The organism is Streptomyces sp. NPDC048590 (assembly GCF_043199535.1).
Taxonomy (GTDB): Bacteria; Actinomycetota; Actinomycetes; order Streptomycetales; family Streptomycetaceae; genus Streptomyces.
The window spans coordinates 294,385-307,261 of sequence record NZ_JBICWC010000009.1 but is presented as its reverse complement, the minus strand read 5'-3'; the positions used below and the strand labels follow the sequence as shown (position 1 = coordinate 307,261).

The following is a 12,877-nucleotide window of genomic DNA, read 5'->3' as shown; positions in this document are numbered from 1 at the left end:
CGTAGACGTGTCGAAAGGGGGGTTACCGCGACTCAGGCAGGGGTGGGAGCCGAGCGCGGCGGACCCCTCCGTCCCACGGAGTGCACCGGGAAACGGGCGGGCGCGAGCGGGTGCGGGCTGCCCGTACGACGGGCACCGGCACGGGCGGGGCGTCGCGTCGCACCCACCGCCGCGACCGCGACGAGCAGCGGGCGGAAGGCGACGGCCGCCGCCGCCCGCAGCAGCCCGGCGAGCGCGGCCTCACCGCGCCGCAGCCAGGCCGCGGCCAGCAGGCCCACCGTGACGTGCGCGGCCAGCAGCAGCCACGGGACGGCTGGGCCGGGAGAGGCCAGGAGGGCGGCGGCGCGGTCCCCGCCCGTGGTCACACCGGCCAGCGGGGTGCCCACCGCCGCCACACCCGTCAGCCCGTCCGGGCCGGCACCGGCATCGCCGCCGCAGAGGACATCGACGCCCACGGAGCGCAGCGGACCCGCGATGGGGCCGCCGGCCGCGCCGTAGCAGAGGTGCTGGCCGGTGGTGAAGACCGTGTCGGCGGCCAGCTCCAGCGGAACCAACAGCCCGGCGATCGCCCCGAACCCTCGCTCCCGGCCCGCCAGCGCGTACGCCACGGCGAAGACGGCCCCCGCCAGCAGCGCGACCACGGTCAGCGGCAGCGGGACCCGGGAGAGCAGCACATGGGAGGCGGACGAGAGCGTGACGACGAGCGCGGTGAACAGCGCCGCGCGTACCGCTCTGATCCGGGTCCCTGATACGTCCATCGACGCAGAGTGTGTCATGCGTTCCTGTAAGGGGCCCTTAAGGAACCCGCGGGAGCCGCGTCAGAGGCCCGGGATGCGGCCGTTGCGGAAGAGGTCCACGAAGATCTGGTGGTCCGCGCGGGCGCGGGCGCCGTAGCTGTGGGCGAAGTCCACCAGCAGCTCCGCGAAGCCCTCCTCGTCGGCCGCGACGGCCGCGTCGATGGCGCGCTCGGTGGAGAACGGCACCAGCGAGTGGCCGCTCTCGTCGTCCGCCGCCGCGTGCATCGTCGCCGTGGCCCGGCCGAGATCGGCGACCACCGCCGCGATCTCCTCCGGCTCGTCGATGTCGGACCAGTCCAGGTCCACCGCGTACGGCGAGACCTCGGCGACCAACTGCCCCGCACCGTCCAGCTCCGTCCAGCCCAGCCACGGGTCGGCGTGCGCCTGGAGCGCGCGCTGGGAGATCACCGTGCGGTGCCCCTCGTGCTGGAAGTAGTCCCGTACCGTCGCGTCGGTCACATGCCGGGAGACCGCCGGGGTCTGCGCCTGCTTGAGGTAGATCACCACGTCGTTCTCCAGGGCGTCGCTGTTGCCCTCCAGGAGGATGTTGTACGAGGGCAGGCCCGCCGACCCGATGCCGATGCCACGGCGGCCCACGACGTCCTTCACGCGGTACGAGTCCGGCCGCGCCAGGCTCGACTCGGGCAGCGTCTCGAGGTAGCCGTCGAACGCCGCGAGCACCTTGTACCGCGTCGCCGCGTCCAGGTCGATCGCCCCGCCGCCCGCGCCGAAGCGGCGCTCGAAGTCCCGGATCTCCGTCATCGACTCCAGCAGCCCGAACCGCGTCATCGACCGTGCGACGCGCAGCGCACCCAGCAGCGGTCCCTCGGCCGTGTCCAGCGTGAACGGCGGCACCTCGTCGTTCTTGGCGCCCGTGGCCAGGGCGTGGATCCGCTCCCGGTAGGCCGCGGCGTAGACCCGTACGAGCTCGGTGATCTGGTCGTCACCCAGTGCCTTGGAGTACCCGATGAGGGCCACGGAGGCGGCGAAGCGCTTGAGGTCCCAGGTGAAGGGGCCCACGTACGCCTCGTCGAAGTCGTTGACGTTGAAGACCAGGCGGCCGTTGGCGTCCATGTAGGTGCCGAAGTTCTCGGCGTGCAGATCGCCGTGGATCCAGACCCGGCTGGTCCGCTCGTCCAGGTAGGGGCCGGCGTGCTGCTCGCGGTCCAGATCGGCGTAGAACAGGGCGGCCGAGCCCCGGTAGAAGGCGAACGCCGATCCGGCCATCTTGCGGAACTTCACGCGGAAGGCTGCGGGGTCGGCGGCCAGGAGCCGCCCGAATGCGGTGTCGAAGACCTCGAGAATCTGATCCCCGCGCTGTTCCGCACCGGTCCGCGTGTCCGACATCGTTCGCTGCCTCCTGCTGCATGGGCGTTCATGACAAAAGGGACGGGTGTCCCAGCCCTTCCAACGCGCGACCGTACCCCGGAGTGCCCGTCGTCAGGGATCGGGGAGACGTAGACTTCCACGCTGTCCCCCCGACCGTTCACCCGCCGTCCGCCCCCCCTCGCCCAGGGGCCCCGCGCCACACCGATCACCGAAACCCCGGAGGCACAGCGCCGTGACCAAGCCGCCCTTCACGCACCTGCACGTCCACACCCAGTACTCGCTGCTGGACGGTGCCGCGCGGCTCAAGGACATGTTCGAGGCGGCCAACACGATGGGCATGTCGCACATCGCGATGACCGACCACGGCAACCTCCACGGCGCCTACGACTTCTTCCACTCGGCCAAGAAGGCCGGTGTGACCCCGATCATCGGGATCGAGGCGTACGTCGCCCCGGAGTCGCGCAAGCACAAGCGGAAGATCCAGTGGGGGCAGCCGCACCAGAAGCGCGACGACGTCTCCGGCTCCGGCGGTTACACCCACAAGACGATCTGGGCGGCGAACAACACCGGGCTGCACAACCTGTTCAAGCTCTCCTCGGACGCGTACGCCGAGGGCTGGCTGCAGAAGTGGCCGCGCATGGACAAGGAGACCATCTCCCAGTGGTCCGAGGGCCTGATCGCCTCCACCGGGTGCCCCTCCGGCGAGGTGCAGACCCGGCTGCGGCTCGGGCAGTTCGACGAGGCGGTGCAGGCGGCCTCCGACTACAAGGACATCTTCGGCGAGGGCAGGTACTTCCTGGAGCTGATGGACCACGGCATCGAGATCGAGCGCCGGGTCCGCGACGGGCTCCTGGAGATCGGCCGGAAGCTGGACATCCCGCCGCTCGTCACCAACGACTCGCACTACACCTACGCCCACGAGGCGACCGCGCACGACGCGCTGCTCTGCATCCAGACCGGCAAGAACCTCTCCGACCCGGACCGCTTCCGCTTCGACGGCACCGGCTACTACCTCAAGACGACGGACGAGATGTACGCCGTCGACTCCTCGGACGCCTGGCAGGAGGGGTGCGCGAACACCCTCCTGGTCGCGCAGCAGATCGACACCACCGGCATGTTCGAGAAGCGCGACCTGATGCCGAAGTTCGAGATCCCGGACGGCTTCACCGAGGTCACGTGGTTCCAGGAGGAGGTCCGGGTCGGCATGGGCCGCCGCTACCCGGACGGCGTCCCCGAGGACCGGCAGAAGCAGGCCGAGTACGAGATGGACATCATCATCCAGATGGGGTTCCCGGGGTACTTCCTCGTCGTCGCCGACTTCATCATGTGGGCCAAGAACAACGGCATCGCGGTCGGCCCCGGCCGAGGCTCCGCGGCCGGATCGATCGTCGCGTACGCCATGGGCATCACCGACCTCGACCCGATCACCCACGGGCTGATCTTCGAGCGCTTCCTCAACCCCGAGCGCGTCTCCATGCCCGATGTCGACATCGACTTCGACGAGCGCAGGCGCGTCGAGGTGATCAGGTACGTCACCGAGAAGTACGGCGCCGACAAGGTCGCCATGATCGGCACGTACGGAAAGATCAAGGCCAAGAACGCGATCAAGGACTCCGCGCGCGTCCTGGGCTACCCCTACGCGATGGGCGACCGCCTCACCAAGGCCATGCCCGCCGACGTCCTCGGCAAGGGCATCGACCTCAGCGGCATCACCGACCCCAAGCACCCGCGCTACAGCGAGGCCGGCGAGATCCGGGGCATGTACGAGAACGAGCCGGACGTCCAGAAGGTCATCGACACCGCCAAGGGCGTCGAGGGCCTCGTCCGGCAGATGGGTGTGCACGCGGCCGGCGTGATCATGTCCAGCGAACCCATCGTCGACCACGCGCCCGTCTGGGTCCGGCACACCGACGGCGTCACCATCACGCAGTGGGACTACCCCCAGTGCGAGTCGCTCGGCCTGCTGAAGATGGACTTCCTCGGCCTGCGCAACCTGACGATCATGGACGACGCCATCAAGATGGTGAAGGCCAACAAGGGCATCGACCTGGAGATGCTCGCCCTGCCGCTGGACGACCCCAAGACGTACGAACTGCTCTGCCGCGGTGACACGCTCGGCGTCTTCCAGTTCGACGGCGGTCCCATGCGCTCCCTGCTGCGCCAGATGCAGCCCGACAACTTCGAGGACATCTCCGCCGTCTCGGCCCTCTACCGGCCGGGCCCGATGGGAATGAACTCGCACACGAACTACGCCGAGCGCAAGAACGGCCGCCAGGAGATCACCCCGATCCACCCGGAGCTGGAGGAGCCCCTCAAGGAGACGCTCGGCCTCACCTACGGCCTCATCGTCTACCAGGAGCAGGTCCAGAAGGCCGCCCAGATCATCGCCGGGTACTCGCTCGGCGAGGCCGACATCCTGCGCCGTGTGATGGGCAAGAAGAAGCCCGAGGAGCTCGCGAAGAACTTCGTGCTCTTCCAGGCCGGGGCCAAGAAGAACGGCTTCTCCGACGCGGCGATCCAGGCACTCTGGGACGTCCTGGTCCCCTTCGCCGGATACGCCTTCAACAAGGCGCACTCCTCCGCGTACGGCCTGGTCACCTACTGGACCGCCTACCTCAAGGCGAACTACCCCGCCGAGTACATGGCGGCCCTGCTGACCTCCGTCAAGGACGACAAGGACAAGTCGGCCGTCTACCTCAACGAGTGCCGGCGCATGGGCATCAAGGTGCTCCCGCCGAACGTCAACGAGTCCGAGCCGAACTTCGCCGCCCAGGGCGACGACGTGATCCTCTTCGGGCTGACCGCCGTCCGCAACGTCGGGCAGAACGTCGTCGACTCGATCATCAGGTGCCGCAAGGCCAAGGGGAAGTACTCCACGTTCCCCGACTTCCTCGACAAGGTCGAGGCGGTCGTCTGCAACAAGCGGACGATCGAGTCGCTCATCAAGGCCGGCGCCTTCGACGAGATGGGCCACACCCGCAAGGGGCTGGTCGCCCACCACGAACCCATGATCGACAACGTGGTGCAGGTGAAGCGCAAGGAGGCCGAGGGACAGTTCGACCTCTTCGGCGGCATGGGCGACGAGGCGAGCGACGAGCCGGGCTTCGGCCTCGACGTGGAGTTCTCCGACATCGAGTGGGAGAAGTCCTACCTGCTCGCCCAGGAGCGCGAGATGCTCGGCCTCTACGTCTCCGACCACCCGCTCTTCGGGCTGGAGCACGTCCTGTCCGACAAGTCGGACGCCGCGATCTCCCAGCTCACCGGCGGTGAGCACTCCGACGGCGCGATCGTCACCGTGGGCGGCATCATCTCCGGCCTCCAGCGCAAGATGACCAAGCAGGGCAACGCCTGGGCCATCGCGACCGTGGAGGACCTCGCCGGCTCCATCGAGTGCATGTTCTTCCCCGCGACCTACCAGCTGGTCTCCACCCAGCTCGTCGAGGACACCGTCGTCTTCGTCAAGGGGCGCCTCGACAAGCGCGAGGACGTACCCCGCCTGGTCGCCATGGAGATGCAGGTGCCCGACATCTCCAACGCCGGGTCCAACGCGCCCGTCGTCCTGACCATCCCCACCGTGAGGGTCACCCCGCCCATGGTCAGCCGGCTCGGTGAGGTCCTCAGCAACCACCGGGGCGACACCGAGGTACGCATCAGGCTCCAGGGCCCCCGCAAGACCACCGTGCTCCGTCTCGACCGGCACCGCGTCAAGCCGGACCCCGCCCTCTTCGGCGACCTGAAGGTCCTCCTCGGCCCCTCCTGCCTGGCCGGCTGAGGCCCGGCACCCGCACCCACGACAGGGGCGCCCCGCCATGTGGCGGGGCGCCCCTGTCGGCCTGTGAGGCCCGCGAACCGTCAGTTGTGGCCGAAGCGCTTCTGGTGCTTGCGCGCCACGTCCGCCGGGCTGCCCTGCGCCTGCGACTGCGCCTGGGTCTGCGACTCGTACGCCGCCGACTTCGCGTCCTCGGTGCCACGCTCCGCGGCGGTCGCGCGGTCGCGCTGGCTGCCCTGCTTGCGGTTCTTGTTCTTCGCCATCGTCATGCCTCCTGGGGGAGATCTGGGGTCCAGAACCGCTGTCAGACTCACATATCACCGCATAGGCCGCATGTTGGATCATTACCGAGCGTAGTAGGCGAGGTATCATGCGCCGCTTCCGGATCCGCCACGCCGATGATCGAGTTCCGGACCTTAACGCCGTTGCCGTCGGGCAGACTCGAAGGAAACCCTGAGTAAGCGAGTCGGCGGACCCACCCCCATGTCCGGATCCGTCGATCCGCTCCCGGAACTGGAAGAGGGTGGAACGCGTGGACCGTTGCGTCGTCCTGGTGGACGCCGGCTACCTGCTGGGCGCAGCCGCGAGCCTGCTGGCCGGAGAGCCCGCCCGTTCCCGCATCACCGTCGACCACGCGGCCCTGATCCAGGGCCTGCGCGAACGCGCCGAGGCCGACACCCAGCAGCCGCTGCTGCGCATCTACTGGTTCGACGGCGCCCCCGACCGCGTGCCCCAGCCGGAACACCGCAGGCTCCGGGTCATGCCCAGGGTGACCGTCCGGCTCGGGGCCCTCACCCGCAGTGACGGACGATGGGCCCAGAAGGGCGTCGACGCCGCGATGCACGCGGAACTGACCGAGCTGGCCAGGAACCGCGCCTGCTCCGACGTGGTGCTCGTGACCGGCGACGGCGATCTGCTGCCCGGCCTGATGTCCGCCAAGGAGCACGGCGTCGCGGTCCATCTCTGGGCCGTGCAGGCCGCCGACGGCGACTACAACCAGTCCGAGGACCTGGTCGCCGAGGCCGACGAACGGCGCGTCCTGGACCGGGCCTGGATCACCAAGGCCGTACGCGCCAAGGAGACCGGCGGGGTGTGCGCGCCCGCGCCCGTCACCCGGCCCGAGATCGCCGCGATCCTCTCCGCCCCCCTGCCCGAGGCCGCGCTCGCCGCCTCCGCGGAACGGGCCTCCGAGGCCCAGGCCGCCGCCCGCAACGGCACCGCCGCCGCACCGCCCGCCGAGGAGACCCCGCACCCGCACCCGCACCCGCAGCCGGCGCCCGGGCACAAGGGCGTACCGACGCCCAAGGACCTGGCGAGCCTGCGCGCCCCCGGCGACCGCGCCGCCCAGCACGCCCCCCAGCCGCCCGCCGCCAACGCGACGCTGCGCTGGTCCTCCGACAAGGGCTGGGTGGAACGCGGTGGCCCCCTCGGGGAGCCGGCGGAGACCGCCTCCCTGCCCACCCTGGCGCAGCTCACCAGTGCGGAACAGCGCTGGGCGGACAGGGAGGAGGACATCACGACCGTCGGCGGCGACCCCTTCGAGGTCGGCCAGGTCTTCGCCCGGCGGTGGATGGAACGCCTCCCGGAGACCGTCCACCTGCAGAAGCTGTCCACCATGTACCCCCGGATCCCGCACCGCATCGACGGTGAACTCCTGAGGTACGCCGCGCGCTTCGGTCTGCTCGCGCACAAGGACGACCAGATCGACGAGCACGACCGCTATGCCATCAGGGCGGGGTTCTGGCGGGAGGTCGACGTACGCGCGGCAGCCGAGCACGTGCCCTCCGGGGAGTGAGCGGGGCGGCACTGCCCGGCCCCGGGCGCAATACGGGGCATCCGACCCCGTAGTCTCATACCTCGTGAGTACGGGCACAGCACAGGCTGCGGGCACGGCACAGGCACGGACCGGGACCGTGTGCGCGGTGCGTGACCTGGTCAAGACCTACCCCGCCGTCCGCGGCCGACGCGGCCGCGCGGCCACTCCCGAGGTGCGTGCCACCGACGGGGTCCGCCTCGATGTCCGGCGCGGGGAGATCTTCGGCCTGCTCGGCCCCAACGGAGCGGGCAAGTCCACGCTCGTACGCCAGCTGACCGGACTGATGCGCCCCGACTCCGGGAGCGTCGAGGTGCTGGGACACGACCTCGTGCGCCACCCCGAGCGCGCGTCCCGGCTCATCGGCTACCTCGGGCAGGAGTCCACCGCCCTCGACGAGCTGACCGTGTCCCTCGCCGCCGAGACCACCGGCCGGCTGCGGGGCCTTCCGGTACGGCAGGCGCGGGCCGCGCGTGACGCGGTGCTGGAGGAGCTCGGGCTCACCGAGCTCGCCGGGCGTCCTATCAAGAAGCTGTCCGGCGGACAGCGCCGGCTCGCCTGCTTCGCCGCGGCGCTGGTGGGCGAACGCCCCCTCCTGGTGCTGGACGAGCCGACGACCGGCATGGACCCCGTCGCCCGGCGCTCCGTCTGGTCCGCCGTCGACCGGCGCCGGGCCGAGCACGGTACGACCGTGCTGCTCGTCACTCACAACGTCATCGAGGCCGAGACGGTCCTGGACCGCGTCGCGGTCATGGAGCGCGGCGCCGTGATCGCCTGCGACACCCCGGCCGGGCTCAAGGAGCGGGTGGCCGGTGAGGTCAGGGTCGAGCTGGTCTGGCGCGAGCGCGCCCCGCTGGAGGTCCCGGAGGTGGCGGCCCTCCGCGGATCGGCGCAGGAGTCGGGACGTACCTGGGTGCTGCGTCTCGGCCCCGACGAGGCACGCGCCGCGGTCGCCGCGGTGACCGGCGGGGCGGCGTTCTCCTCGCTCGACGACTTCACGCTGGCCACGCCCAGCCTCGAGGACGTCTACCTCGCCCTCGGCGGGGACGCCGCGAGGGCTACCGAGGGGCTGGTGAAGGCGTGATCAGGACGGTGAAGGTGTCGGAATTCGTTCCGGAGTCGGACGGGAGCGTCGCAAGGTGACGAGCATCGTTCCCACGGAGGTCGTGCAGGTGTCCGAGACGAAGGCGCGGACCTCCGCCGTCCCCGGCGGCCCGTCCGCCCGCACGGCCCCGGCCGACCTGGCACCGCGCGCCGGACTGCTGCCTTCGCTGGCCGCCGTCTACCGGGCGCAGCTGTCACGGGCGAGGGTCGCCCGCATCCCGCTGCTCTTCGTGGCGACCTTCCAGTCGGTCGGGATCATGGTCCTGATGCGCGGGGTCGTCGACGGCGGCGCCGAGGCACGGGCCGTCGTGGCCGGGTCCAGCGTGCTGGTCGTGGCCTTCGTCGCCCTCAACCTGCTCGCCCAGTACTTCGGGCAGCTCCGCGCCGGCGGCGGACTCGACCACTACGCAACCCTGCCGGTGCCCCCTGCCGCGGTGGTACTGGGGGCGGCCGGGGCGTATGCGTCCTTCACCGTGCCCGGCACGATCGTCACGGCGGTCGCGGGGAGCGCGCTGTTCGGGCTGCCCATGACACACCTGTGGGTCCTCGTCGCGGTCATCCCGTTGTCGGGGGCCGCGCTGTCCGGGCTGGGCGCCGCACTCGGGCTGCTGGCCCCCCGGCAGGAACTGGCGACGCTGCTCGGACAGCTGGGCATGTCCGCCGCCCTGCTGCTGGGCGTGCTGCCCGCCGAGCGGCTGCCGGGGCCCGTGGGGTGGGCGCGCGATCTGCTGCCCTCCACGTACGGGGTCGAGGCGCTGTCCCGGTCCTTCGACGCCCACCCCGACTGGGCGGTCGTGGCGCTGGACCTCGCGGTCTGCGCCGCTGTCGGCGTGCTCTCGCTGGCTGTGGCCACCTGGGCCTACCGCCGCGCGGCGGTCCGGTGAAGCGGTGCCTTCCGGCGCCTGGCACGATGGCACCGTGACCGCACCGTTGACGCCGCCGCACCAGCCCCAGCCGAACGACCCGTGGCAGGCCACGCCGTCCGGATCGCACGCCGTGCCCGGAGAGCAGCCGGGCGACGAGCGGCGCACGGAGATCAGACAGGGCGCGGTGATCGCCGCGGTGCTGACCGTGGCGGGTCTCGCCCTCGGGCTGCTCTGGCTCTGGCTGGCGCCGCGGGTGCCGCTTGTCTCCGACGACACCGCCGTCTTCCTGAAGAACAGCGAGTCCGAGGAGGCCATCGGCGCCGACGGCACCTTCGTCCTCCTCGGACTGGCCTTCGGTCTGGTCACCGGCGCCGCGGTCTTCCTCTTCCGCAGGCGCGGCGGCATTCCGCTGGTGGTCGGGCTCGCCCTCGGCGGCCTCCTCGGCTCGCTGCTCGCCTGGGGGATCGGCACCTGGTTCGGTCCCACCTCCGACGTGGTGGCCCACGCCAAGGAGGTCGGCAAGGGCGTCACCTTCGACGCGCCGCTCGAACTGCATGCCGTGGGGGCGGCGGTCCTCGCCTGGCCCGTCGCGGCGATGATCGCCCACCTCGGCCTGACCGCACTGTTCGGGCCGCGGGACCCCGAGCCCGAGTGGGACGTCGCCCAGGGGATGCCGTACGCCGCTGGGGAGCAGACCCCGGGGGCCGGGGGCGCCACGCCGTACCAGCAGTGGCCGGACAAGCGCGCCGAGGGAAACTCCTGAGACCTGGCGCCGACCGCCGTCCCGGGCCCTGACCGCGGTCCGGCGGCGGGCAGGGCCCTCTCAGCCGCGGCCGATCGGGGCGAGGGACGCCCCGGTCAGGGCGGCGAGATCGGCCGGCGAGAGTTCGACCTCCAGGCCCCGGCGTCCCGCCGAGACGCACACCGTCGGGTGCGACCCCGCCGACTCGTCCAGCACCGTGCGCAGGCGTTTGCGCTGGCCGAGGGGGGAGATCCCGCCCCGTACGTATCCCGTGGTCCGTTCGGCCGCGGCGGGGTCCGCCATGGCCGCCCGCTTGCCGCCCACCGCCGAGGCCAGGGCCTTCAGGTCCAGCGACCCGGCGACGGGCACCACGGCGACGACCAGCTCGCCGTCGACGTCGGCGACCAGCGTCTTGAAAACCCGGTCCGGGGAGACCCCGAGCGCCTGGGCCGCCTCGTCGCCGTAGGACGGGGACGCCGGGTCGTGGTCGTAGGCGTGGACGGTGAACTCGGTCCCGGCCGCGGTCAGCGCGACCGTGGCCGGGGTTCCGCCGGGCTGCTGTTTCCTGGACTTCTTCGCCACCGGGCAGGTCCCTCGGTTCAGTTGGGGTGCGTGGGATCGCGGGTCAGATCGGCCGCCGGGAGCGACGGCAGGTGCCGGATGACGGCCGTCTCCTTACGCAGGAGCGCCAGCTCCTCCCGCAGCCGGGTCGCGGTGTCCGGGGCCTGGAGCAGCCGCTGCTTGGTGGGGACGTCCAGCACGGCCGCGGCGGCCACCAGGTACGAGACGACGGACGGATCGTCGGGGAGGTCCGCACCGGTCGTCAGCGAGCGCTCGCTGGCTCCCGCGAGCCGCTTCTGGTAGCTGCGGAACGCCCGCAGGACACCCTCCGCGAGGGCGCCGGCCTCGTCGGTGGGCGTGTCGTCCTCCTCGGCGCCGGGATTCTCGGGCAGATCCTCGACCTCGGCCGTCAGGAAGGGGCCGCTCGCGTCGACGGAGAGCAGCCTGACCCGGGTGGTTCCGGTCGCCAGCACCTCGTAACTGCCGTCGGCGCGCTCACGGATCTTGGCCGCGTCGGCGACACAGCCGACACGGTGGAAGGTCTGGATGGGATCGGGGCCGAAGCCGTCGGCCGGTGCCCGCTCCACGGGGGGAGCGGTGGCCGCGGTGTCCGGCATCCCGGTCGCCGTCGGGGCGGTCTCGCGGCCGTCGCGGATCGCGACCACCACGAAGCGGCGCGGTTCGTCCTCGTCGATCTTCAGCAACTCGCGCATCATGGCGCGATAACGCTCCTCGAAGACGTTGAGCGGCAGCACGAGGCCGGGGAACAGCACCGCGTTCAGCGGGAAGAGGGGCAGGCGAGCGGTGGTCACAGCCGCCAAGCCTAATGGCCGCGGCGGCCGCTGTGCTCCGGCCTCCCGCGCACAGCGGTGGCCGAGGCGACCCGGGCCCGGACATCCGCCCGCGCGGCGAGGAACCCTCCGAGCGCCTCGCCGGTCATCCCCGCCCAGGGGAAGGAGGTCGCGTACGGTCCGATCCGCCGGAACTCCTCCATCGCCTCGTCCGTGCGGCCCCTGGCCACCAGGACGCAGGCCAGGAGGTTCCGTACCTCCGCCGGCCAGGGATCGGCCACCGGGAAGCGGGCGGAGAAGCCGATCGCGAGATCGGCGGCGGCGTCCACCCGGTCCTGCTGCACGGAGGTCGCCCGGGCCGCCGCCTTCTCGTCCCGCAGCAGTGCGTAGGCCGCCCGGACGGGAAGCGCCTGGACCAGGGAGTCGCCCGCGGCGTCCTCGGCCGCCCGCTCGGCGAAGTCGAAGCACTCGCGGTGGGAGCCGTACCACTCGGCCGAGAGGTAGCGCAGTGCGGAGACATGGCTGCCGTAGTGGTGCGGGGCCCGGCGCACGGCCTGCTCCCACAGCGACTCGAAGACCGTGTGCGGCGCGTGGGTGCCCCGGGCGTGGTCGAGCGCCAGACGCCACGGCACCGGGTCGCGTGGCTCGGCGTCCGCCGCCGCGGTGATCAGCGGGCCCACCTCGCGCAGCAGCTCGGCGTGGGCGGGGGAGTCCCAGGCCCGGCGTACCGCGAGCGAGGCCTTCACCAGCAGGGCGTCGGGGTCCCGGGGCGCGGAGGCCAGCCAGCCGGTGAGCCAGTCGTCACGGCTGCGGGCGAAGGTGACGAGGCGGGCCAGGGTGCGGTCGCGGAACTCCCAGTCGCCCGCGTCCCTGGTGGTGGCGAGGAGCTTGGCCGCGGGCTCGAAGTCCCCCAGCGCCGCGGCCACCAGCGCGGGTGAGAGCCGGTCGTCGGGGGCGTCGAGCATCACCGCGTCGTCCGCCGGCAGATCCGTGTGGCCGGCCGTCTGCCCGGGGGCGTGACGGGAACGCGCGGTGGTCAGCAGTGCGCGGAGGAAAGCCATGGTGCAGACCATTGAAAAGCCCAGGTGGGGGCGGCGCCAGAGGC

11 protein-coding genes are annotated in these 12,877 nt (G+C 71.7%); 5 read left to right on the top strand and 6 right to left on the bottom strand.

The genetic code is table 11. The features are described from left to right. Window positions 1-32 precede the first annotated feature (32 nt). Entirely contained in the window at window positions 33-758 is a 726-nt protein-coding gene (locus ACGFNN_RS26340) for a hypothetical protein (protein WP_393559489.1), read from the bottom strand. 60 nt (window positions 759-818) lie between these two features. Further along, window positions 819-2,144: a DUF2252 domain-containing protein gene (locus ACGFNN_RS26335; protein WP_393559487.1), complete on the bottom strand. Its 1,326-nt coding sequence runs from the start codon at window positions 2,142-2,144 to the stop codon at window positions 819-821. Window positions 2,145-2,358: 214 nt separating this feature from the next. Between ACGFNN_RS26335 and dnaE the strand changes: the two genes are divergently transcribed. Next, window positions 2,359-5,898, top strand: a complete 3,540-nt coding sequence (gene dnaE, locus ACGFNN_RS26330) for a DNA polymerase III subunit alpha (RefSeq protein ID WP_393559485.1) — start codon at window positions 2,359-2,361, stop codon at window positions 5,896-5,898. An 80-nt stretch (window positions 5,899-5,978) separates the two neighbouring features. Here dnaE and ACGFNN_RS26325 read toward each other — a convergent pair whose 3' ends face one another. Continuing rightward, window positions 5,979-6,158: a hypothetical protein gene (locus ACGFNN_RS26325; protein WP_393559483.1), complete on the bottom strand. Its 180-nt coding sequence runs from the start codon at window positions 6,156-6,158 to the stop codon at window positions 5,979-5,981. Window positions 6,159-6,418: 260 nt separating this feature from the next. Here ACGFNN_RS26325 and ACGFNN_RS26320 point away from each other — a divergent pair, with 260 nt between their 5' ends. From ACGFNN_RS26320 to ACGFNN_RS26305, 4 genes are all read left to right on the top strand, one after another. Beyond that, a complete protein-coding gene (locus tag ACGFNN_RS26320) occupies window positions 6,419-7,690 on the top strand; it encodes an NYN domain-containing protein (RefSeq protein ID WP_393559481.1) in 1,272 nt (423 codons plus the stop codon). A 118-nt stretch (window positions 7,691-7,808) separates the two neighbouring features. After that, window positions 7,809-8,792: an ABC transporter ATP-binding protein gene (locus ACGFNN_RS26315; protein WP_393559618.1), complete on the top strand. Its 984-nt coding sequence runs from the start codon at window positions 7,809-7,811 to the stop codon at window positions 8,790-8,792. A gap of 55 nt (window positions 8,793-8,847) precedes the next feature. Then, window positions 8,848-9,696 carry an ABC transporter permease gene (locus tag ACGFNN_RS26310; RefSeq protein ID WP_393559479.1) on the top strand — a complete coding sequence of 283 codons (849 nt, stop codon included), beginning with the start codon at window positions 8,848-8,850 and terminating at the stop codon, window positions 9,694-9,696. Window positions 9,697-9,730: 34 nt separating this feature from the next. Continuing rightward, complete coding sequence (locus tag ACGFNN_RS26305) at window positions 9,731-10,441, top strand: ABC transporter permease (RefSeq protein WP_393559477.1); 711 nt, start codon at window positions 9,731-9,733, stop codon at window positions 10,439-10,441. Between the two features lie 60 nt (window positions 10,442-10,501). Here the strand turns inward: ACGFNN_RS26305 and ybaK are convergent, their stop codons facing one another. From ybaK to ACGFNN_RS26290, 3 genes are read right to left on the bottom strand one after another with little or no spacing between them, the layout of a single operon-like run. Continuing rightward, complete coding sequence (gene ybaK / locus ACGFNN_RS26300) at window positions 10,502-11,002, bottom strand: Cys-tRNA(Pro) deacylase (RefSeq protein WP_362547641.1); 501 nt, start codon at window positions 11,000-11,002, stop codon at window positions 10,502-10,504. Between the two features lie 17 nt (window positions 11,003-11,019). Continuing rightward, window positions 11,020-11,793 carry an LON peptidase substrate-binding domain-containing protein gene (locus ACGFNN_RS26295; protein ID WP_393559475.1) on the bottom strand — a complete coding sequence of 258 codons (774 nt, stop codon included), beginning with the start codon at window positions 11,791-11,793 and terminating at the stop codon, window positions 11,020-11,022. Between the two features lie 11 nt (window positions 11,794-11,804). Beyond that, a complete protein-coding gene (locus tag ACGFNN_RS26290) occupies window positions 11,805-12,845 on the bottom strand; it encodes a hypothetical protein (protein ID WP_393559473.1) in 1,041 nt (346 codons plus the stop codon). Window positions 12,846-12,877 lie beyond the last annotated feature (32 nt).